19 protein-coding genes are annotated in these 21,088 nt (G+C 72.9%); 8 read left to right on the top strand and 11 right to left on the bottom strand.

Annotated features, from left to right (window positions below; translation table 11 throughout):
* Positions 1–3 precede the first annotated feature (3 nt).
* The 4 genes from JCO01S_RS05480 to JCO01S_RS05465 are packed head-to-tail and all read right to left on the bottom strand — an operon-like array spanning position 4 to position 3,208.
* The gene (locus JCO01S_RS05480; RefSeq protein ID WP_068251955.1) at positions 4–759 is read right to left on the bottom strand and encodes a hypothetical protein; all 756 of its coding nucleotides are present in this window, start codon (positions 757–759) and stop codon (positions 4–6) included.
* Positions 756–1,385 (bottom strand): SatD family protein, encoded by a 630-nt coding sequence (locus JCO01S_RS05475; RefSeq protein ID WP_068251952.1) that lies wholly within the window; start codon positions 1,383–1,385, stop codon positions 756–758. Before JCO01S_RS05475 ends, JCO01S_RS05480 begins: the two co-directional genes overlap by 4 nt.
* Positions 1,386–1,421: 36 nt before the next feature.
* A complete protein-coding gene (locus tag JCO01S_RS05470; RefSeq protein WP_068251949.1) occupies positions 1,422–2,402 on the bottom strand; it encodes a dihydrofolate reductase in 981 nt (326 codons plus the stop codon).
* A complete protein-coding gene (locus tag JCO01S_RS05465) occupies positions 2,399–3,208 on the bottom strand; it encodes a thymidylate synthase (RefSeq protein WP_068251945.1) in 810 nt (269 codons plus the stop codon). The genes JCO01S_RS05470 and JCO01S_RS05465 overlap by 4 nt, the downstream gene beginning before the upstream one ends.
* A 42-nt stretch (positions 3,209–3,250) precedes the next feature.
* Between JCO01S_RS05465 and dapA the strand changes: the two genes are divergently transcribed.
* Entirely contained in the window at positions 3,251–4,147 is an 897-nt protein-coding gene (gene dapA / locus JCO01S_RS05460; protein ID WP_068251941.1) for a 4-hydroxy-tetrahydrodipicolinate synthase, read from the top strand.
* A complete protein-coding gene (locus JCO01S_RS05455) occupies positions 4,144–5,829 on the top strand; it encodes a ribonuclease J (protein WP_068251939.1) in 1,686 nt (561 codons plus the stop codon). Before dapA ends, JCO01S_RS05455 begins: the two co-directional genes overlap by 4 nt.
* Before the next feature lie 15 nt (positions 5,830–5,844).
* Here the strand turns inward: JCO01S_RS05455 and JCO01S_RS05450 are convergent, their stop codons facing one another.
* Positions 5,845–6,483, bottom strand: a complete 639-nt coding sequence (locus tag JCO01S_RS05450) for a prepilin peptidase (RefSeq protein ID WP_068251936.1) — start codon at positions 6,481–6,483, stop codon at positions 5,845–5,847.
* A 153-nt stretch (positions 6,484–6,636) separates the two neighbouring features.
* On the opposite strand from JCO01S_RS05450, the gene JCO01S_RS05445 reads away from it, so the two are divergent.
* Positions 6,637–9,408: a DNA translocase FtsK gene (locus JCO01S_RS05445; protein ID WP_068251931.1), complete on the top strand. Its 2,772-nt coding sequence runs from the start codon at positions 6,637–6,639 to the stop codon at positions 9,406–9,408.
* Here JCO01S_RS05445 and JCO01S_RS05440 read toward each other — a convergent pair.
* Positions 9,388–10,407, bottom strand: a complete 1,020-nt coding sequence (locus tag JCO01S_RS05440; RefSeq protein WP_068251929.1) for a TlpA family protein disulfide reductase — start codon at positions 10,405–10,407, stop codon at positions 9,388–9,390. The two genes, JCO01S_RS05445 and JCO01S_RS05440, sit on opposite strands and share 21 nt — an antisense overlap.
* 69 nt (positions 10,408–10,476) lie before the next feature.
* On the opposite strand from JCO01S_RS05440, the gene JCO01S_RS05435 reads away from it, so the two are divergent.
* The 5 genes from JCO01S_RS05435 to JCO01S_RS05415 are packed head-to-tail and all read left to right on the top strand — an operon-like array spanning position 10,477 to position 14,072.
* The gene (locus JCO01S_RS05435) at positions 10,477–11,181 is read left to right on the top strand and encodes an ion channel (RefSeq protein ID WP_068251927.1); all 705 of its coding nucleotides are present in this window, start codon (positions 10,477–10,479) and stop codon (positions 11,179–11,181) included.
* A 25-nt stretch (positions 11,182–11,206) separates the two neighbouring features.
* Positions 11,207–12,613: a 30S ribosomal protein S12 methylthiotransferase RimO gene (gene rimO / locus JCO01S_RS05430; RefSeq protein WP_068251923.1), complete on the top strand. Its 1,407-nt coding sequence runs from the start codon at positions 11,207–11,209 to the stop codon at positions 12,611–12,613.
* Complete coding sequence (gene pgsA / locus JCO01S_RS05425; protein ID WP_068251917.1) at positions 12,610–13,260, top strand: CDP-diacylglycerol--glycerol-3-phosphate 3-phosphatidyltransferase; 651 nt, start codon at positions 12,610–12,612, stop codon at positions 13,258–13,260. Before rimO ends, pgsA begins: the two co-directional genes overlap by 4 nt.
* Positions 13,253–13,714, top strand: a complete 462-nt coding sequence (locus JCO01S_RS05420; protein WP_068251912.1) for a CinA family protein — start codon at positions 13,253–13,255, stop codon at positions 13,712–13,714. The genes pgsA and JCO01S_RS05420 overlap by 8 nt, the downstream gene beginning before the upstream one ends.
* 37 nt (positions 13,715–13,751) lie before the next feature.
* Positions 13,752–14,072: a helix-turn-helix domain-containing protein gene (locus JCO01S_RS05415; RefSeq protein ID WP_068251909.1), complete on the top strand. Its 321-nt coding sequence runs from the start codon at positions 13,752–13,754 to the stop codon at positions 14,070–14,072.
* Between the two features lie 12 nt (positions 14,073–14,084).
* Here the strand turns inward: JCO01S_RS05415 and JCO01S_RS05410 are convergent, their stop codons facing one another.
* From JCO01S_RS05410 to JCO01S_RS05390, 5 genes are read right to left on the bottom strand one after another with little or no spacing between them, the layout of a single operon-like run.
* Positions 14,085–18,674: an ATP-dependent helicase gene (locus JCO01S_RS05410; protein ID WP_068251905.1), complete on the bottom strand. Its 4,590-nt coding sequence runs from the start codon at positions 18,672–18,674 to the stop codon at positions 14,085–14,087.
* A gap of 28 nt (positions 18,675–18,702) precedes the next feature.
* Positions 18,703–19,176, bottom strand: coding sequence for a DUF2306 domain-containing protein (locus tag JCO01S_RS05405; RefSeq protein WP_068251903.1), 474 nt, complete (start codon positions 19,174–19,176; stop codon positions 18,703–18,705).
* Positions 19,173–19,589 (bottom strand): MarR family winged helix-turn-helix transcriptional regulator, encoded by a 417-nt coding sequence (locus JCO01S_RS05400; RefSeq protein WP_068251900.1) that lies wholly within the window; start codon positions 19,587–19,589, stop codon positions 19,173–19,175. Before JCO01S_RS05400 ends, JCO01S_RS05405 begins: the two co-directional genes overlap by 4 nt.
* 46 nt (positions 19,590–19,635) lie before the next feature.
* Positions 19,636–20,172 (bottom strand): carboxymuconolactone decarboxylase family protein, encoded by a 537-nt coding sequence (locus JCO01S_RS05395; RefSeq protein WP_068251896.1) that lies wholly within the window; start codon positions 20,170–20,172, stop codon positions 19,636–19,638.
* Positions 20,169–21,053, bottom strand: coding sequence for an SDR family NAD(P)-dependent oxidoreductase (locus tag JCO01S_RS05390; RefSeq protein ID WP_068251894.1), 885 nt, complete (start codon positions 21,051–21,053; stop codon positions 20,169–20,171). The genes JCO01S_RS05395 and JCO01S_RS05390 overlap by 4 nt, the downstream gene beginning before the upstream one ends.
* Positions 21,054–21,088 lie beyond the last annotated feature (35 nt).

The following is a 21,088-nucleotide window of genomic DNA, read 5'->3' as shown; positions in this document are numbered from 1 at the left end:
CCGTCAGGCTGCGGCCAGTGCCAGGCCGGCGAGCGCGACCAGCCAGCTGACGAAGCTCCCGACGAGGAAGTACTCGGTGACCTTGTCGATGTGCGACTCCTCCTCGCGGGAGTAGGCGGACAGCTCCGGCCACCGGATGAGCCCCTTGGCGGCGATGACCAGGCCCGCGGCGGTCACCTGACCCGCGAGCCCGAGACCGAGGATGAAGAGACGCTCCAGCGGCCCGAGGAGCCGCCCGCCCTTCAGCTCCTCCGAGGGTCGGTCGAGGTTCGGCGCCGCGGCCATCGCGCCCGTGGCCAGGAGCACGAGGCGCACGACGACGTTGCCGGTGGCCAGCTGGACGAGGGCGAGCCCGGTGAGGAGCAGGGCGCGCTCCGCGTCCGCGGACCACGGCAGCTCGGCCCACCCGAGCCAGGTGCCGAGCGGCCCGCCGGCGGTGGGGGCCCACCCGGAGAGCAGCAGCTGGAGGGCGAGCGAGGCCCCGAGGACGAGCAGCGCGGGTACGTGACCACGGGGGGAGGAGAAGGAGGCCTCGGAGACCAGGACCCAGGCCGCCGTGCCGACTGCGGCCAGGGCCACGAGCCCGGCCCCGGCAGGGGTGAAGAGCCCGGCGAGCGCCGAGACCGCGACGAGTGCCGTCAGCCCGGCGACCACCGCCCGCAGGGCGGTGCGGCGCGGTGGAACGCGGGCCCGGGTGAGCATGCTCCGGGAGAGGTCGGCGGCGCCCACCGCGACGAGCAGCGCGGCGAGGACGCTCATGCCAGGGCCCTCAGGTCGCGGGCGATCGTGGTGATCTGGTCGAGGGCGTGGTGACGCACCCGCCGCGAGACAGCCGTCGGGCTGATGCCCTCGTCCTCGGCCAGGGAGCGCTGGGTGCGGCCCTCGAGCAGCCCGAGCAGGAGACGCAGCGAGCGCTCGTCGAGGGCGCCGAGCAGCAGGTCGCGGTGGCGCAGGGCCGAATCCAGCGCGGCGCCGGAGGGGGCCTCCTCCCGCCACCGGGTACGCACGACCGGGGCGTCCGGGCCGGTGCCCTCCTCGGCCTTCGCGGTCGTGATCGCCTCACGTGCCAGCCACCATCCGGGGCCGTCCTGCACCGACCCGTCCGCGGAGAGCGCGCTCACCTCGCCGTGCCCGAGGCCGTAGCGGGTCTCGACCTCGGGTAGCAGGGACAGCCGGACCAGCAGCGCGGCGTGGATCGCCTCCCCCCGGCCCTGCCAGGCCCCCTGGAACTCGTCGCCGACCGTGACCCGCAGCGGCTGGACGGGTCCGGTTGCCTCGTTGGCCCGTTCCAGCGCGGCGACGAGCCCCGTGTGCAGGCCCTTGCGGTCAGGCGCCGTGCGGGAGGCGACGACGTCGCCGATGAGGGTGGCCACGGTGGCGCTCATGTGAACAACATACCTTCATTCGGCCAGATATGAACCTCAGCGGTTCATGTCAGGTGATGGTGACCCGGTGCGTTCATAGGTGACGAAGGAGAAGTCCTCCCGGTCCCGGCGCCCGACCTCGCGCCAGACCTGCGGGTCCACGCGTGGGAAGTGGACCTCGGCCTCGGGGGAGGCCTTGATCTCGGTCAGCTCCAGACGGGCCGCGAGGTCGATCGTCTGCCGGTAGATCTCGCCGCCACCGGCGACGAAGACCTCGCCGTCCCCGGCGGCGGCGAGGGCCTCCGCGAGGGAGTGGACGACCAGGGCCCCCTTCGCGGACCACTCCCTGTCGGAGGTCAGCACGATCGTCGTGCGCCCCGGCAGTGCCCGGCCGATGGAGTCCCACGTCCGGCGGCCCATGACGAGCACGCCGCCCATCGTCAGTGACTTGAAGTGGGCCAGGTCCTCGGGGAGGTGCCAGGGCATGCCACCGTCGACCCCGATGGCGCGGTTCGCGCCGAGGGCGGCGACGAGGACGAGGCGCTGGGTGTGCCCGCGCTCGACGAAGGGGGGCAGCTCCCCCTTCGCGAAGCCCTCGAGGACCACCCGCTCGTGGGGGACCACCTGGTCGGGGAGGTCGCCCAGGGGCCACCAGCGCAGGTCGGCGGCCTTGTCCGGCTCCCGGATGCTCGGCTCGCCCCGCCAACCGGTGACGTGGAAGAAGAAGTCCGCCCGCTGCTCGCGGGGGCCCGCCACGGTGCTGCGCTGCAGGGTCGTGAGGGGGCGGGCCTCGGTGACCGCGACGCCGAGCTCCTCGCTCACCTCACGGGCCAGTGACGTGCTCGGGGACTGGGCGTCCTCGATGTGGCCCGCGGCGCCGCAGCCCCACCAGCCGTCCATGAAGCCGGTGTCGCGGCGCAGCTGCAGGAGCACCTCGGGGCCGTCGGGAGCCTCGCGGGTCATCACCGCGTACACGGCGCCCAGGAGGGGGATGCGGCCGCGCAGGTCGTCGGGGAGCGGTCGGGGCAGCTCGCTCATACGGCGATCGGCGCCTTGATGCTGGGCGCCGCCTCGTAGCCGAGCAGCGTGAAGTCCTCCAGCTCGTAGGCATCGATCGACTCCCGGGGCCGGATCTCCATCCGTGGCAGCGGGCCCGGCTCCCGGGTCAGCTGCAGGTCGGCCTGCTCGAGGTGGTTCAGGTAGAGGTGGGCGTCCCCGAGGGTGTGCACGAACTCGCCGGGCTCCATGTCCACCTGCTGGGCCACGAGCATCGTCAGCAGCGCGTAGGAGGCGATGTTGAAGGGCACGCCGAGGAAGACGTCGCCGCTGCGCTGGTACAGCTGGCAGGAGAGGCGGGGACGTCCCCCGTCGCCGGCAGGGGTGACGTAGAACTGGAACATCGTGTGGCACGGCGGTAGGGCCATGTCGCCGACCTCGGCGACGTTCCAGGCGGAGACGATGTGGCGGCGGCTGTCGGGGTTGCTCCGCAGCGAGTCGATCACCCCGGTGATCTGGTCGATCGTGCCGCCGTCCGGGTCGGGCCAGGAGCGCCACTGGTGGCCGTACACCGGGCCGAGGTCGCCGTTCTCGTCGGCCCACTCGTTCCAGATGGAGATGCCCCGCTCCTGCAACCAGCGCACGTTGGTCTCGCCACGCAGGAACCACAGCAGCTCGCCGGTGATCGAGCGCAGGTGCAGCTTCTTCGTCGTGAGCACCGGGAAGCCCTCGGAGAGCTCGAAACGCATCTGGTGACCGAAGATGCTCAGGGTGCCGGTGCCGGTGCGGTCGCCCTTCCGGACGCCGTCGTCCCGCACGTGCCGGAGGAGGTCGAGGTACTGGCGCATGGCGCCACGATAGACGCCGGGTCCGACGGCTACGCTGACCACATGACGACTTCCCCCTTCGGCAAGGTGATCACTGCGATGGTGACGCCGATGACCCCCGACGGCGCGGTGGACAGGGCGGGTGTCGACGCCGTCGTCGAGCACCTCGTCGCGACCGGTCACGACGGCGTCGTGGTCAACGGCACCACCGGCGAGTCGCCGACGCTCTCCGCCGCGGAGAGCATCGACGTCGTGCGCCGGGTCAAGGAGACGGCGGGTGGCCGGCTCAAGGTCACCGCGGGTGTCGGGTCGAACAACCACGCGCACGCCAAGGAGATGGCCGACCGGGCGACCGACGCCGGCGCCGATGGCCTGCTCGTGGTCTCGCCCTACTACAACAAGCCGCCGCAGGCCGGCCTGCTCGCCCACACCCGGGCGCTGGCGGACGCCGCGCGGCTGCCGATCATGCTCTACGACATCCCGGGGCGTACGGCGACCCCCTTCGCCGTGGAGACCCTGCTGGCGCTCGCGGAGCACCCCCGCATCGTCGCGGTCAAGGACGCCAAGGGTGACCTGTGGGCCTCCTCCCAGGTGATGGCCGCGACCGACCTGCTCTGGTACAGCGGGGCCGACGAGGCGAACCTGGCGCACCTGGCCCAGGGAGCCCACGGCATCGTCTCCGTCGTCGGCCACGTGACCGGGCGGGAGAACGCCGAGCTCGTGGCGGCCGTCGAGGCCGGCGACCTGCCGCGTGCCCGCGAGATCCACCACCGCCTCATCCCCGTCACCAACGCGATCATGGGGACGTCGCAGGGTGCGATCATGGCCAAGGCCGCCCTCGTCGAGCTCGGCATCATCAAGTACCCGACCGTGCGCCTGCCGTACACCGAGGGGCCGGGCGAGCACCTCGAGATCCTGCGCAAGGGCATGGCCGCGTCCGGCATCGGAGGTCGCGCATGAGCCACCCGCACCCCGAGCTCCCGCTGCCCCCGCCGCTGGCGAAGGGGGGCGTGCGCGTCACCCCGCTCGGCGGCCTCGGCGAGGTCGGCCGGAACATGACGGTCATCGAGCACGACGGGCAGCTGCTCATCGTCGACTGCGGCGTGCTCTTCCCGGAGGACCACCAGCCCGGTGTCGACCTGATCCTGCCGGACTTCGAGACCATCCTCGAGCGGATCGACGACATCCAGGCGATCGTGCTCACCCACGGTCACGAGGACCACATCGGCGCGGTGCCCTACCTGCTGCGCCACAAGCGCGACATCCCGCTCGTCGGGTCGATGCTGACCCTCGCCCTCGTGGAGGCCAAGCTCAAGGAGCACCGGATCAAGCCCTTCACCCTCGGGGTGACGGAGGGCGGCCGTGAGCGGCTCGGCGTCTTCGACTGCGAGTTCATCGCCGTCAACCACTCGATCCCGGACGCGCTCGCCGTCTTCGTGCGCACTCCCGGCGGGACGTTGCTGCACACCGGTGATTTCAAGATGGACCAGCTGCCGCTGGACAAGCGGCTGACGGACCTGCGCGCCTTCGCCCGGGCGGGGGAGGAGGGCGTGGACCTCTTCCTCACCGACTCCACGAATTCCGAGGTCCCGGGGTTCACCACTCCCGAGCGCGAGCTGTCCGCGGCCATCGACGACGTCTTCCGCAAGGCCAGCCGGCGGATCATCGTCGCCTGCTTCTCCTCCCACGTCCACCGCGTCCAGCAGGTCCTCGATGCCGCGGAGCGCGATGGGCGCAAGGTCGCCATGGTCGGCCGTTCGATGGTGCGCAACATGGGCATCGCCTCCGACCTGGGGTACCTGCACGTGCCCGACGGTGTGCTCGTCGACGTCAAGAAGCTGGACAAGCTGCCCGACGACGAGGTCGTCCTCGTGTGCACCGGCAGCCAGGGCGAGCCGATGGCCGCACTGTCGCGGATGGCCAACCGGGACCACCGCATCGACGTCGGCGAGGGCGACACCGTGCTGCTCGCCTCGAGCCTGATCCCCGGCAACGAGAACGCCGTCTACCGCGTCATCAACGGCCTGATGCGACTCGGCGCCGACGTCGTGCACAAGGGCAACGCCAAGGTCCACGTCTCCGGCCATGCCAGCGCCGGGGAACTCCTGTACTGCTACAACATCGTCCGGCCCCGCAACGTCATGCCGGTCCACGGGGAGTGGCGTCATCTCGTCGCCAACGGCGAGCTGGCCATCGCCACCGGTGTCGACCCCGACCGGGTCGTGCTCGCCGAGGACGGCGTCGTCGTCGACCTCATCGACGGCCGGGCGCGGATCGCCGGCGCGGTGCCGTGCGGGTACGTCTACGTCGACGGCTCGAGCGTCGGCGAGGCCGACGAGGACCTGCTCAAGGACCGCCGGATCCTGCGGGACGAGGGCTTCATCTCCGTCATGGTCGTCGTCGACTCCTCGACCGGGAAGATCATCGCCGGGCCGCAGATCACCGCACGCGGCTTCGCCGAGGACGACGAGATCTTCTCCCAGGTCGAGCCGAAGATCGTCACCGCCCTCGAGGAGGCGGCCCGCAAGGGGACCACGGACACCCACCAGCTCCAGCAGGTCGTGCGGCGCGCGGTCGGCGGCTGGGTCGGTGGCAAGATCCGTCGTCGCCCGATGATCATCCCGGTGGTCGTCGAGGCCTGAGGAGGCCCCTTCGTCCTAGGCCAGGGAGATCGCCAGCAGCGCGCCCCCGACCAGCCACGGGCCGAAGGCGAGGTGGGTCGAACCGGTCGCCCGGCGGGTCACCAACAGCCCGAGGGCCGCCAGGCCACCGAGGACGAAGCCGAGCCAGATCCCGACGACCAGCTGACCCCAGCCCAACCAGGCCAGGGCCGGGGCGAGGGAGAGCATGAGCTTGGCATCGCCCATGCCGATCGAACGGCCGTGCAGGAGCAGGGCCACGAGCACGAAGCCCCCGCCGACGAACACCGTCGCCACGAGCGCGCGTCGCAGGGCCACCGCGTCCCCGGTGGCCCAGCTCGCGAGCGCGAGCAGCACCAGCTCGACGGGGACGAGGGGCACGGTCAGCGCGTTGGGCAGCCGGCGGACGTCGGCGTCGACGGCGGCGAGGGCAGCAGCGGCCGGGACGAGGAGGAGGTAGGGCGGCACGACCGGCCAGGGCCGGTCCTCGAGGGCGAGCGCGACGAGGACCCCGACGACGGGGATGGCCGGCACCACCCAGACGTGGCGAGGGAGCGGGCCGGTCTCCTCCGGGCGGCGGTACCGGCCGGTGCGCAGCCACCAGGAGAGGGCGAGCGCGACGCCGAGCAGGAGGGCCGCGAGGAAGATCAGCTGCACCCGAGGGAGGCTATCGGGGGTGGGCGCCCCGCGCTCGCGACCGCGGCCCGTCCTGGGGATCACCCGCTGGTGGTCTGGTCCGGGCTGTCCCAGCAGGCGCTGATGCGCGTGTGACGCGTGTGTCAGGAGGTGCTTTCACCTACTCTGAGCATCATGGCCACGCGTGCGTCAACCACCTCCCGCAGCCGAAAGGGAGCCTCCACGAGGCCCAAGGGCAGCCGTCCCGCGGGCCGCAGCTCCCGTGCGAAGGGGAGCACCTCCACCCGGAAGAAGCAGCAGCCCTCGAGCGGTGGGCTGCCGATGCCGTTGGTCGCCATCGGCCGCACGTGGATGGGCGTCGCCCACGCGACCGGCGAGGGCGTGCGCCGGATGGGCCACGGGGCCAGCCAGATCGAGCCCGAGCACCGTCGCGACGGGCTGGGCTTCCTCGCCCTGGCGCTCGCGCTCGTCGTCGCCGTGCGGGAGTGGTGGGGCCTGGAGGGCGTCGTCGGGGACATCGTGCACGCGATCTTCGCCGGGACCTTCGGCCGCGTGGCCTATGCCCTGCCGGTCGTCCTGCTCCTGCTGGGCATCCGGCTGCTGCGCTCGCCCGGTGACGAGGCGGAGTCGGCGCGCATCGGCTTCGGGACCGTGATGCTGCTCTTCGCCGCGAGCGGCCTGACGCACCTGGCCAAGGGCATCCCGCAGCCCCCCGACGGCGCGGTGGGCATGCGTGACGGTGGCGGCATCGTCGGCTTCCTCGCCTCGGACCCGCTCGCGACCGCGGTGACCGAGTGGCCGGCCATGATCCTGCTCGTGCTCCTCGGCCTCTTCAGCCTGCTGCTCGTCACCGGGACCCCGCTGCACGAGGTGCCACAGCGCCTGGCCTACATCCGTGCGGCCTTCACCGGCGTGCCGCCCGCCGACCTCTCCGGCGCCCGGGGCTCCGACGCGCCGAAGGCCGCCGTCGGCCGCGCCCGCCGGCGCAAGCGTCCCGAGGAGTCGGATCTCTCGGGCCAGCGCGACGGGGACACCGCGTACGACCAGGCCGCCGTGATCGAGCCGGCCGATGACCCCAAGGGCCGCAAGAAGAAGAAGTCTGCTCCCGCGAGCGAGGCGACCACCGAGACCCCACAGACCGAGGGCCCACGACCGGGGGAGAAGCGCCCGACGAAGAACGCGCCCGTCGCGCCGGTCCAGGCCGGCACGACGGAGCTGCCCGCGCCGCCGACCGCGCAGCTGCCCCAGCGCGTCGAACAGCTGGCGCTGGCCGGGGACGTCACCTACACCCTGCCCGAGAGCGGGCTGCTCACGCCGGGTGCCCCGCACAAGGAGCGCTCGGCCGCCAACGACCGCGTCGTCGAGGCGCTGACGAGCACCCTCGACGAGTTCGGGATCGACGCCCAGGTCACCGGCTTCCACCGCGGGCCGACCGTGACCCGCTACGTCGTCGAGCTCGGTCCGGGCGTCAAGGTCGAGCGGGTCACCGCGCTGTCCAAGAACATCGCCTATGCCGTCGCCTCGGCGGACGTGCGCATCCTCAGCCCCATCCCCGGGAAGTCGGCCATCGGCATCGAGATCCCGAACACCGACAAGGAGATGGTCTGCCTCGGTGACGTGCTGCGCAGCGACGTCGCCCGCAACAACCAGCACCCGATGGTCATGGGAGTCGGCAAGGACGTCGAGGGCGGCTTCGTCATCGCCAACCTCGCGAAGATGCCGCACATCCTCGTCGCCGGTGCGACCGGCTCCGGCAAGTCCTCGTTCGTGAACTCGATGATCACCTCGATCATGATGCGCGCCACCCCGGACGAGGTGCGCATGGTGCTCATCGACCCCAAGCGCGTGGAGCTGACCGCCTACGAGGGCATCCCGCACCTGATCACCCCGATCATCACCAATGCCAAGAAGGCGGCCGAGGCGCTGCAGTGGGTCGTGCGCGAGATGGACATGCGCTACGACGACCTGGCGACGTACGGCTACAAGCACCTGGACGACTTCAACAAGGCGGTCCGGTCCGGCAAGGTCGAGCCGATCCCGGGCAGCGAGCGGGTGCTGCAGCCCTACCCGTACCTCCTCGTGATCGTCGACGAGCTCGCCGACCTGATGATGGTCGCCCCGCGCGACGTCGAGGACTCCATCGTGCGGATCACCCAGCTGGCGCGCGCCGCGGGCATCCACCTGGTCCTGGCGACCCAGCGTCCGTCGGTGGACGTCGTCACCGGTCTGATCAAGGCGAATGTCCCCTCGCGGATGGCCTTCGCCACCTCCTCGCTGGCGGACTCCCGGGTCGTGCTGGACCAGCCCGGCGCCGAGAAGCTGCTCGGCCAGGGTGACGCGCTCTTCCTGCCGATGGGCAAGAGCAAGCCGATGCGCGTGCAGGGGGCCTGGGTCACCGAGAGCGAGATCCATGACGTCGTCGGCCACGTGACCGGCCAGCTGACGCCGCACTACCGCGAGGACGTCATCCCCGACACCCCGAAGAAGCAGATCGACGAGGACATCGGCGACGACCTCGACGTGCTGCTGCAGGCGACCGAGCTGGTCGTCAACACCCAGTTCGGGTCGACCTCGATGCTGCAGCGCAAGCTGCGCGTCGGCTTCGCGAAGGCGGGCCGGCTGATGGACCTGCTCGAGTCCCGGGGCATCGTCGGACCCTCCGAGGGCTCCAAGGCACGCGACGTCCTCGTCACCCCGGACGAGCTCCCCACGACCCTGGCGCTGCTGAAGGGCGAGGACCCGCCGGCGCCGGGACCGGGGGAGGAACCCGAGGCCTACTCGCCGGACACGCCCGAGGAGGTCGAGACCATCGACGGTGCCGAGGTGCAGGACCGGCCGGGGGCCGGGGACCGGTACGCCCGGGACCCGATCGGGACCGAGCCGCCGGCGGAGGAGTGGACCGAGGAGGACGACGAGGACGCCTGGTCACTCACCGACCGGCGCTGAGTCCTCCTCGACGAGCGCGGCGTCGACGAGCTCGGCCCGCACGTCCGCGACGAAGTCCCGCACGGCGACACCGCCGTGGACCGGACCGCCGGCCAGCATCCCGTCACCCCCGAGGAGGACGGCACCGGGCGTACCGATCCCGAAGATCCGGGCCGTCGTGGCGCTCGGGTCCTGCAGCAGGTGCCCCTTGAGGTCGGGGTGGTCCTCGAGGACGTCCGCGACCGGGCGCCAGGTCGCGGCGCTGACGCGCACCGGGCCCAGCCGGCGGTCCCACTCGGGGATGCTCGCGATGGCTTCCGCGCAGGAGCCGCAGGTCGTGGAGACGAAGACGAGCAGGTGCGCGCCCTCACGGATCAGGTCCCGCAGCGGCAGCGTGGTGCCGGAGGCGTCCACGAGCGAGGCGTACGGGATGGGTGTCGGCACGTACTCCTCCGCCCCCTGGTCCCGGGACACCGGGGAGCGGGGGACGGGGCCTCCCTTCGCCGGCGCGACGGTGAGCCAGACCAGCACGGCGGTGACGGCGGTGAGCGCCAGCCAGGCCCACACGGCGCCGGAGGCCTGCAGCAGTCGGACGACGATGGCCTCCTTCTCCGTGGCCGACCACATCGTCAGTCCCGCGAGCCCCAGCAGCAGCACATTGCGTGCCACCGTGCGCCGGGAGACCTCGCCGGTACCGAGCCGGCCGAAGCAGCCGCAGGTGACCGGGTGGTCGAAGCGCAGCGCCCGCAGGATCACGACCAGGTAGGCGACGAAGAGCAGCAGGGTGAGCGTCGCGACGCCGAGCGAAGGGGGTGCCGGCGCGGCCAGAAGCGCGCCGGCGAGGACCAGCTCGACCCACGGGAGCATCCGCGGGGCGGGGGAGTCGGTGAGCCACGCGGGCATCCCCAGCTCCCGGAAGGCGCTGATCACGTCGTTGCGTCGGCGCAGCTTGGCCACGCCGCTGACGGCCAGGAGCACGGCGAGCAGCAGCGGGGGCAGCAGCAGTGGACCAGCGAGCACGCGGCGATTCTAAGGTGCCGAAGGGGCGGTGCTCCGCAGCCCGGTCGGGCTGGTCGTACAGTTGGGCGCGTGAGCAAGGCGTGGTACGAGCTCGACACACGGCCGACCGGGCTGAGCTACTGGACCGCCGTGGTGCGCAAGCAGCCATCGGCGATCCTGATGTTCACCCAGCTGCTGGCCATCGCACTGCTGCCCTGGGTCGAGGACGAGCCCTGGGGACGGGTCTTCATCACGAGCATGTCCTTCGCCGCCGTGACCTTCGGCATCTGGGCGGTGCGCTCCACCCCGGCCCTGACCTGGCTGGCCCTGTGCATCGGCATGCCGGCCTTCCTCCTCGAGGTCTGGTCGGTCGTCGACGCGGACAACACCGCGGTGACCTTCGTCGCGCACTTGCTGCTCGCGATCTTCTACCTGTACATCGCCTACGGGCTCATCTCCTACGTCTTCGCCGACGCCTGGGTGACCAAGGACGAGTTCTTCGCGGTGGCGGCGGCGCTGACGGTGCTGCTCTTCGCCTTCGCCTACCTCTACGTCGCGATCCAGACGCTCGCGCCGGGGTCCTTCGTCAACGGCTCGGGCCACCCGCACCGCTCCTTCCTCGAGCTGGTCTACCTCTCCTCGGCCAACCTGGCGGGCGTCGGGCTCTCCGACGTCGTGCCCGTGCGGCCCCATGCGCGGGCCGCGGTGATCCTGGAACAGCTCACCGGTGTCCTCTACGTCGCGATGGTCATCTCCCGGCTCGTCGCCCTCACCGTCACGCGTGCGAGGAACTGAGCCGGTGGCCGCTTAGAGTAGGGGCATGTCCGTGGCCCGAAGCGTCGCCCTGGTCACCTTGGGGTGCACCCGCAACGAAGTCGACTCCGAGGAGCTGGCCGGCCGGTTGGCCGCCGAGGGCTGGAATCTCGTCGACGACGCCGCGGCCGCCGACGTCGCGGTGGTCAACACCTGCGGCTTCATCGAGGCCGCGAAGAAGGACTCGATCGACGCGATCCTCGAGGCGAACGACCTGCGCGAGCACGGCCGCACCCAGAAGGTCGTCGCCGTCGGGTGCCTCGCCGAGCGCTACGGCAAGGTGCTGGCGGAGGAGCTGCCCGAGGCGGACGCGGTCCTGGGCTTCGACTCCTACACCGAGATGTCCAGCCACCTGCGTGCCGTCCTCGACGGCGCCCCGCCCGAGGCGCACACGCCCGGCGACCGGCGCACGCTGCTGCCCATCGCCCCCGTCGAACGGGCCGAGCACGCCGACGAGGTGGCCCTGCCCGGGCACGGCGCCAGCGACCTGCCCCGCGTGCGCCTGGACGCGCGTCCGTGGGCGCCGCTGAAGATCGCCTCCGGCTGCGACCGGCGCTGCTCCTTCTGCGCCATCCCCACCTTCCGGGGCCTCTTCGTCTCGCGGCGCCCGCACGACGTGCTCGCCGAGGCCCGGTGGCTCGCCACCCAGGGCGTGCGGGAGCTCTTCCTCGTCAGCGAGAACACGACCTCCTACGGCAAGGACCTGGGGGACCACGACCTGCTCCAGGGGCTGCTGCCGGAGCTCACCGCGATCGAGGGCATCGAGCGGGTGCGGGTCTCCTACCTCCAGCCGGCCGAGATCCGTCCCGGCCTGCTCGAGGCGATCGCGACGACACCGGGCGTCGTGCCCTGGTACGACATCTCCTTCCAGCACGCCTCGCAGGGGCTGCTGCGGCGGATGCGTCGCTTCGGGTCCACGGAGTCCTTCCTGCAGATCATCGACTCGGTGCGTGCCCGACAGCCGGAGGCCGGCATCCGCTCCAACGTCATCGTCGGCTTCCCCGGCGAGACGGAGGAGGACGTGGCCGAGCTGGAGCGCTTCCTCACCGCGGCCCGCCTCGACGTCGTCGGGGTCTTCGGCTACTCGGACGAGGACGGCACCGAGGGCGTGAGCCTGGACGGCAAGGTCGACCCGGACGTGATCGCGCGACGGGTGGATCGCATCACCCGGCTCGTCGAGGAGCTGACCGCCCAGCGCGCCGAGGAGCGGGTCGGGCAGACCGTGGTCGTGCTCGTCGAGGAGGTCGACGCCGAGAGCGGCGAGGTCTCCGGCCGCTCGGCCCACCAGGGCCCCGACATCGACGGGCTCACCCTGCTCACCGGCGTGACCGAGGGGCTGGGCGCCGGGGAGCTCGTCACGGCACGCGTCGTGGGTACGGAGGGCATCGACCTGGTCGCGGAGGTGTCGCGGTGAGCACCGAACCCCGACCGCCGGCAGCCGCGGCCGAGCTGCCCGAGCCGAGCCCCTGGAACGTGCCCAACGCCCTGACGGTGCTGCGGATCCTGCTCGTGCCGGTCTTCGTCTGGCTCGTGCTGCGCCACGGCGGGGACGAGACGGCCTCCCGCTGGTGGGCCTTCCTCGTCTTCGCGATCGCGATCATCACCGACCGGATCGACGGCGACCTGGCCCGCGCCAAGGGCCTGGTGACGACCTTCGGCAAGGTGGCCGACCCGATCGCCGACAAGGCGCTCACCGGGGCGGGCTTCATCACCCTCTCGATGATCGGGCAGATCCCCTGGTGGATCACCGTGGTCATCCTCGCCCGCGAGATCGGCATCACCGCGATGCGCTTCTGGGTGATCCGGCACGGGGTCATGCCCGCCAGCCGCGGCGGGAAGATCAAGACCTTCCTGCAGGCGCTCGCCATCGGGCTCTTCGTCATGCCGCTGGCCAGCCTGCCCGTGGAGTTGCTCTGGCGCGGCATCGCCTGGGCGATCCTCATCGGTGCGCTGCTCGTGACGATCGCGACCGCAGTGGACTACGTGATGAAGGCGCTCACCCTGCGCAGCACGAGCGAGCGCGCGCGGACCAAGCAGGACCGCCGCGAGGGCCGTGGCTGACGCGGCCGAGCTGCTCGAGCGGCTCACCGGGAGCAGCCGGACCCTCGGGACGGCCGAGTCCCTCACGGGCGGCATGCTCGCCGCCGCCCTCGTCGAGGTGCCGGGGGCCTCCCGGGTCTTCCGGGGCTCGGTCGTGGCCTATGTCCCCGATCTGAAGAGCCGGCTGCTCGGCGTCGACCCCGAGCTCATCGCCGAGGTGGGCACGGTGGACGCCGAGGTGGCCCGGCAGATGGCGAAGGGGGCGCAGCGCGCCCTGGGCGTCGACGTCGCCCTCGCGACGACCGGCGTCGCCGGACCGGGGCCTGCCGAGGGACACCCCGCCGGGACCATGTGGGTGGCCTGCGCCACCGCATCGGGAGTAGCGGCGCGCTGTGCGGTGTTGACCGGGGGACGAGGCGCCGTCCGCTCCGGCGCCGTCACCGCCGCGCTGGAGCTGGCGCTCGAGGTCACCTGACCGTTGTCGCAGCCTCGCGGTACGGTGGGGTCAGCTGATGGTCAAGGAGGTGGAGGCGTTGGTGCTGCTGCGTGAGGAGCTCGGCGACGTGCTGCGTGGTGCCCGGCGCGCACAGGGACGCACCCTGCGCGACATCTCCGGTACGGCCTCGGTCTCCCTCGGGTACCTCAGCGAGATCGAGCGGGGGGAGAAGGAGGCGAGCTCCGAGCTGCTCTCCGCCGTCTGCGAGGCGCTCGAGGTGCCGATGTCGGCCGTTCTCTCCCGGGTCGCCGAGCGGGTCGAGCTCGCCGAGCAGGCCAGCGCCCCGGTGGCCCTCCCGGTCGGCGGGCGCCGCACCGACGTGGTCTCCGCGGCCTGAGCCGCGCCCCACTCACCGCTTCGGCGTCGGACGCAGCCGCAGCCCCTGCGGCGTCGTCGTGAAGCCGGCGGTGGTCAGCGCCGTCGTCAGCGGATCACTGGCACCGAGCACGGGGGCGCCGTCGGCCCGCTGCACGGTGAGTTGCCCGAGCCCGCCGCCACGGACCGCTTCGGCGAGGGCGGACGCCGCCTCGCCCAGCAGCCGCTCGTCCTCGCTCCAGGAGAGCAGGGTGTGCCCGCCCCGTTCGAGGTAGAGGACCAGCTCACCGTCGACGGCCACGACGACTGCGCCGGCCTTGCGGCCCGGCAGGTGCCCGCTGCCCGCCCGTTCCGGCCAGCGCAGCGCCGCACCCCAGGGGTTCGCCGGATCGGTCGCGGCGAGGACGATCGGGCCGGCCCCCTCCGTCACCGCCCGGACCCGGTCGACGGCGCCCGGGACCGCGAACTGCGAGGCGCCGAGCCCTTCGACGAAGTACCCGCGCCGTACCTGCCCGGACTCCTCGGCCAGGCCGAGCACGCGGTGCATCGCGGCGAAGCCCCCTTCGACCTCCTCGGCGACGACGCTGCCGCGGGTGACGACGCCGTAGCGGTCGAGCAGACCCTCGGCGGCCGCGTGGATGCGTACCGTCGGGTCGGTCTCGGCGGCCGGCAGCAGGGACCAGCGGCCGGCGGCATGGGGCGGGCCCGACCGGTTCACCGTCGGTGGACGTCCGAGCCGGGGACGTCCGCCGTAACGGCCGCGCGCGGTGGCTCGTCTCGCCGGGCGGTGCGTCGTCCTCCCGCCGGTGAGGCGTCCGCGCACCGGCGCCAGGGTGTCGCCGGTCGCCATGCCGCGGTCCACGAGCGACCACAGCGCCTCGAGCAGCTGCTCGTCGGTGGGTGCATCGCTCCCTTCGTCCCGGGTGGCGGCCACCCGGTCGGCCAGGTCACGGAAGAAGTAGGCGCCGCCCTGGGCCAGGACGTCGCGTACGGCGCGCTCCCACGGATCGAGGTCGGCCGTGTCCGGCACCGGGAGGGTCGTCTCCGCCCCGTCGCTGAGGTGGAGGCTGATCCACGCGTCATCGCCGGCCACCCGTCCGTGACCGGCCCAGCGGACCTCGCCGGAGGCCATCACGTCGTCGAGGAGGGGAGCGGAGGGTTCGGCGAGGCGTGCGGGGAGCACGAGGGTCTCGAGCGCGCTCGCGGGCAGCGGCACCCCGCTCAGCTGCTCGACGACCCGCAGCACGCCGTCCCTGCCGCGCATGTCGCTGCCGACGCCCTGCCAGTCCGGCAGGAAGCGCGCGTACCGGCCCGGCTCGACCGGCTCGACCTCGTGACGCAGCGCCGCGAGCGAGCGCCGGCGCAGCATCCGCAGCACGCCGGCGTCGCAGAACTCCCCGCCGCGCCCGTCGCACTCGGCGGGCAGCAGGTCGCCCTCGGCGAGGACGCCGGACTGCACGAGCCGGCGCAGGGCATCGACGGCGACCGCCCGGCCGATGCCGTAGCGGCCGGCCAGGTCCGCCGCGGCGAAGGGGACGTGGGTGCGGGCGTAGCGGAGGACGAGGTCCCCGAGAGGGTCCTCCACCGGCTCGAGGACGCTTGGGGGCAGCCCGGGCGGGAGGTTCACCCCGAGGGCGTCGCGCAGCCGGGCGGCGTCCTCCACGACCGCCCAGCGCTGCGTGCCGGCGATGCGCACGGGGATCACCTGGCGGGCCGTCTCGAGGCCCCGCAGCGCGGCCTCGACCGCAGCGGTGTCGAGGGCCTCGACGCCGCGCGCGGCCAGCTCGTCGACGTCGAGCGGTCCGAGGACGCGGAGCAGGTCGGTGAGGTCCTCGGCGTCGCGGGCGGCACGGTTCGTCGTGAGGTGCTGCAGCTCGGCGGCGGCGGCGCGCACCGCGCCCACGTCGAGCAGCTCGGCGAGGCTCAGCTGCTCACCCCGGCCGAGCAGGTCGGCGAGCAGGCTCGGGTCGAGGGTCAGTGCAGCGGCGCGGCGCTCGGCGAGCGGTGAGTCGCCCTCGTAGAGGAACTGCGCGACGTAACCGAACATCAACGACGCAGCGAAGGGGGAGGGCCGCGGGCTCTCGACGTCGACGAGGGTGATCCGCCGTGAGGCGACCTGCTGCATCAGCTCGGTGAGCCCGGGGACGTCGAAGACGTCCTGCAGGCACTCGCGCACCGTCTCCAGGACGATCGGGAAGTCAGCGTGCCCGCTCGCGACCTGCAGCAGCGCGGCGGCCCGCTGCCGCTGCTGCCACAGCGGCTGGCGTCGGTCCGGCCGGCGTCGGGGGAGCAGCAGCGCCCGCGCGGCGCACTCCCGGAAGCGGGCCGCGAAGAGCGCAGAGCCGCCGACCTCCTCCGTGACCACCTGCTCGACCTCGCCCGGGTCGAGGGTGACGAGGTCGAGGATCTCCCCGGGCCCGGAGCCGGCCTCGTCCAGCTCGAGGTCGGGCAGGCGCAGCAGGATCCCGTCGTCGCCGTGCATGGCCTGCACGTCGATGCCGAAGCGCTCCCGCATCCGCGCCGAGATCGCCAGTGCCCAGGGGGCGTGCACCTGACCGCCGAAGGGGGAGTGCACCGCCACCCGCCAGTCGCCGATCTCGTCGCGGAAGCGCTCCAGGACGATCGTGCGGTCATCGGGCAGGTGGCCGGTGGCCTGCCGCTGGTCGGCGAGGTAGGAGAGCAGGTTGTCCGCGGCCCACCGGTCCAGGCCGGCCTGCGCGAGGCGGGCGCCCGCCCCCTTCGCGTCGAGGGCGGAGAGCTCGCGCACGAAGCCACCCACGGCCCGCCCCAGCTCGGCCGGCCGCCCGATCTGGTCGCCGTGCCAGAAGGGCAGCTTGCCCGGCTGCCCCGGCGCGGGGGTGACGAGGACGCGGTCGTGGGTGATGTCCTCGATGCGCCAGCTGCTCGTGCCGAGGGTGAAGACGTCGCCGACCCGGCTCTCGTAGACCATCTCCTCGTCGAGCTCGCCGACCCGCCGGCCGGGGCCCTCGCCGGCAGCGAGGAAGACCCCGTAGAGACCGCGGTCGGGGATGGTGCCGCCGCTGGTGACGGCCAGCCGCTGGGCACCGCGCCGACCGGAGACCACGTCGAGGCCACGGTCCCACGTGATGCGCGGGCGCAGCTCGGCGAAGTCCTCGGAGGGGTAGCGGCCGGCGAGCATGTCCAGGACGGCGTGCAGCAGGCTGCCCGGGAGCGAGGCGAAGGGGGCCGCCCGCCGGGCCAGGGCCTCCAGGTCGGCGACCGACCAGTCCTCGAGGGCGCACATCGCGACGACCTGCTGGGCGAGGACGTCGAGCGGGTTCGTCGGTACGTGGAGGGCCTCGATGGCCCCGGAGCGCATGCGTTCGACGACGACGGCGGACTGGACGAGGTCGCCGCGGAACTTCGGCAGGACGACGCCGGAGCTGACCGCACCGACCTGGTGCCCGGAGCGGCCGACGCGTTGCAGGCCGGAGGCGACCGAGGGCGGGGACTCGATCTGGACGACGAGGTCGATCGCGCCCATGTCGATGCCGAGCTCGAGGCTGGAGGTCGCGACGACGCAGGGCAGTCGCCCGGACTTCAGATCGTCCTCGATCACCTCGCGGGCCTCCTTGCTCACCGATCCGTGGTGGGCTCGCGCGATGGCTGCGGGGGCGGCGGCGTCGGTGCCCGCCTGGGCCATGATCTCCGCGGGAGGGCGGGTCGGCGTCTCCCCCCGGGCGTCCGTGTCCGGTGGGGCGGTGCGCTCTTGCCAGAGCTCGTTGAGGCGCCCGGTGAGGCGCTCGGCCACCCGGCGGGAGTTGACGAAGACGAGCGTGGTGCGGTGCCGGGAGATCAGGTCGAGCACGCGCTCCTCGACGTGCGGCCAGATCGAGGCCCGCGGTTCCTCCTCACCGGCGTCGAGCTCGGTGAGGTCGGCGACGGGCACGGCGACCTCGAGGTGCCACTCCTTCGGGGACGGGGGCTGGACGACCTCGACCGGTCGTCCGCCGGCGAGGAAGCGGGCGACCTCCTCGACCGGGCGGACGGTGGCGGAGAGGCCGACGCGCTGGGCGGGGCGGGGGAGGAGGTGATCGAGCCGCTCGAGGGAGAGGGCCAGGTGCGCCCCGCGCTTGGTGCCGGCGAGGGCGTGGACCTCGTCGACGATGACCGTCTCGACACCGCGCAGCGCCTCGCGGGCGCCGGAGGTGAGCATGAGGAAGAGCGACTCGGGGGTCGTGATGAGCACGTCGCTCGGGGCCTTGGCGAAGGCCCGCCGCTCCCGGGCCGGTGTGTCGCCCGAGCGCACCGACACGCTGACTTCGGGGGCGGTCAGGCCGAGCCGGTTCGCGGCGTGGCCGATGCCGACGAGCGGGGAGCGCAGGTTGCGCTCGACGTCGACGGCCAGGGCCTTCAGCGGGGAGACGTAGAGCACCCGGCAGCGGGCGAGCGGGTCCTCCGGCCTGGGTCGGGAGGCGAGCCGGTCCAGCGCGTGGAGGAAGGCAGAGAGCGTCTTGCCCGACCCGGTCGGGGCGACGACGAGCGCGTGGCTGCCGGAGCCGATCGCCCGCCACGCGCCGTCCTGGGCCGGAGTCGGCGCGGCGAAGCTCCCCTCGAACCACGCGCGGGTGGCGGGGGAGAAGTGCTCGAGGACGTCGGTCATGACAGGGCCAGCCTGCCACCGAGCACCGTCAGCGCGTCGGCACGGGCTCCCGGGTGAGCAGCGCGCCGGCCCGGATGAGGGCGATGGTGCCCCCGACGACGAGCACGAGGACGAGCGCGGCGTCCAGCGGGCGGGTGACGACGAAGCTCGGGATGATCCGGTCGGGCACCGCCACGGCTCCGATGAAGGCACCGCACAGCCCGAGCCAGCTGCCACGCATGTTGCCCTTGTGCGCGGCGAGGTTGCCCCGTCGGGCGTGGACCACGCCGAGGGTGACGGTCACGAGGGTGACGGTCGAGAGGATGTGCAGCAGCGAGAACTCGCCGTCCCGGATGTCGCGGATCCAGTACGAGGTGATCGCCACCCAGAGCATGAGGCCGGACCAGACCCGGCCGAGGAGGACGTGCCGGGGGTCTCCCTTCGTCGGCCGGAAGAGCTGGTACCCGCCGAGCGGCAGCGCGACGAGCGCCGCGAGGAGGTGGGAAAGGAGCAGCGGTGTCATGGGTGACCCCCGACCATCGCGGTGAGCCGGCGGACCTGCTCGGCGATGAGATCCGGGTCCTGGCCGGTGTCGCGGACCACCGTGTCGAAGTCGGATCCGAGGCGTTCGCTCGCCCGCGCGAGGAGGTCCTCGCCGGCGTCGGTCAGGGTGAGACTGCGCCGGTTGCCGCCCCCGGGCGTGCGGGAGGCCTCGAGCAGCCCGGCCTCGGAGAGCGCGGCCGAGGTCCGGCTGGCGGTGGCCTCGGTCTGGCCGAGGGCCGAGGCGAGGTCCCGCTGGGTCAGCCCGTCCGCGGCGTCGATGATCACGAGTGCCAGGTAACGCTGGTAGGAGATGCCGAAGGGCGCCAGCCTCGCCTCGGCGGACCGGTCCAGGGCTCGGACGAGGACGTGGAGGTCGTAGGCCAGGCTGCTCATGGAATTATACTTGCACCCGTAAGTTACGGGCGCAAGTATCAATCGGTCAGCGGTGGGCGTCCGGCTCCAGCCGCAGCGTCATCAGGGTCGTCGCGAGCATGTCGTAGTGGCCGACGAGCAGCAGCAGCTCGATCGCCTCGCGCTCGCTCGTCACCGCCCGCAGCCGGGTCCACTGGGTGTCGTCGAGGTCCTTGGTGCGCAGCAGGATCTTCGCCGTGGAGCGCAGCACGGTCTCGCGCTCGCTGAGGGTGGGCACCGCGGTGTCGGCGAGCAGTGCCTCGATCTCCTCGTGGGTCAGCCCGGCGCGCCGGCCGAGCAGCCGGTGGTGCTCGCGCTCGTAGGCGCAGTCACGGACCGTGGCGACGGTGAGGATGACCAGCTCGGCCTCGCGGCGGGCCAGCGACCCGAAGGGCATCAGCCGCCCGGCGAAGTGCAGCCAGCCGGTGAAGAGGCCCTTCGTCCGCCCCAGGGTGGTGAAGATCGCCGGCGGTTCGGTCCCGGTGACCCGTCCGGCGGCCCGTGCGAAGCCCCAGCGAAGGGGGCCGAGCTCGCGCACGGTCCCGGGGGCGATGCGGGCGCTCACGAGTGCGCGCCGGAGTGGGTCCCGGCGGGCTGGTCCGTGGTGAAGGCCACCTGCTCCGTGCGCGCGATCTCGAGGGACTCCTCGAGGTCCGGCAGCGGCTTGAGCTCGACGACCCGCTGGGCCAGGTGGCGAAGGGGGATGACCGGCGGCACCCAGCCCGGGGCCGCGATGCGGCGCGAGCGCCGGGCGATGCCGCGCTCGAGGGCCCGCAGGCCCGACTCCAGGGGCGCGACCCCGGCGATCGTCCCGCCTCCGGTGAGCTTCTTGCCGGCCCGGGTGTCGAAGCCCCGCGAGGTCATGTCGGTCGCCAGCTCCGAGTAGTAGGCGACGCCCACCTTGGCCCCGCTCGGGCGGACCTCCTGACGGAGGGTGTTGCCGATCGCCTCGACGGCGGCCTTGCTCGCGTTGTAGGCGCCGAGCAGCGGCAGGTGTACGGCGGCGGCGAGGGAGGCCGTCGCGAGCGCGTAACCCCCCGGGTGGCTGATGTGCGGCCCGGCGGCGCGCAGCGTGTAGAAGACACCGAGGGTGTTCACCCGCAGGTGTGCCTCCATGACGCCCGGCTGCCCGCCGACGATCGGCAGCTGGCGGGCGATGCCGGCATTGGCGACGACGACGTCGAGGCCGCCGAGCTCGCCGACGAGCTCCTCGACGGCGCGGTCGACCTGGTCGGGGTCGCTGACGTCGCACTCACGCCAGGGCGCGTGGTTGCGCTCGGCCACCTCGCGGAGCAGGTCCGGCTCGAGACCGGCCAGCGCCACTCGGGCACCGTGCGCGGTGAGCAGGTCGGCCAACCCGGCGCCGATGCCGCGCGCGGCGCCGGTGATCAGCACCCGCCGTCCGCGCAGCTCCGGGGTGTACTTCGGTCGGGGAGTGAGAGTCATTACCCGACGGTAACCCGTGGCGGCCGAGGACACCA

It is taken from the genome of Janibacter corallicola NBRC 107790, from assembly GCF_001570965.1.
GTDB lineage: Bacteria > Actinomycetota > Actinomycetes > Actinomycetales > Dermatophilaceae > Janibacter > Janibacter corallicola.
This window is presented reverse-complemented; position numbering and strand designations above follow the sequence as displayed.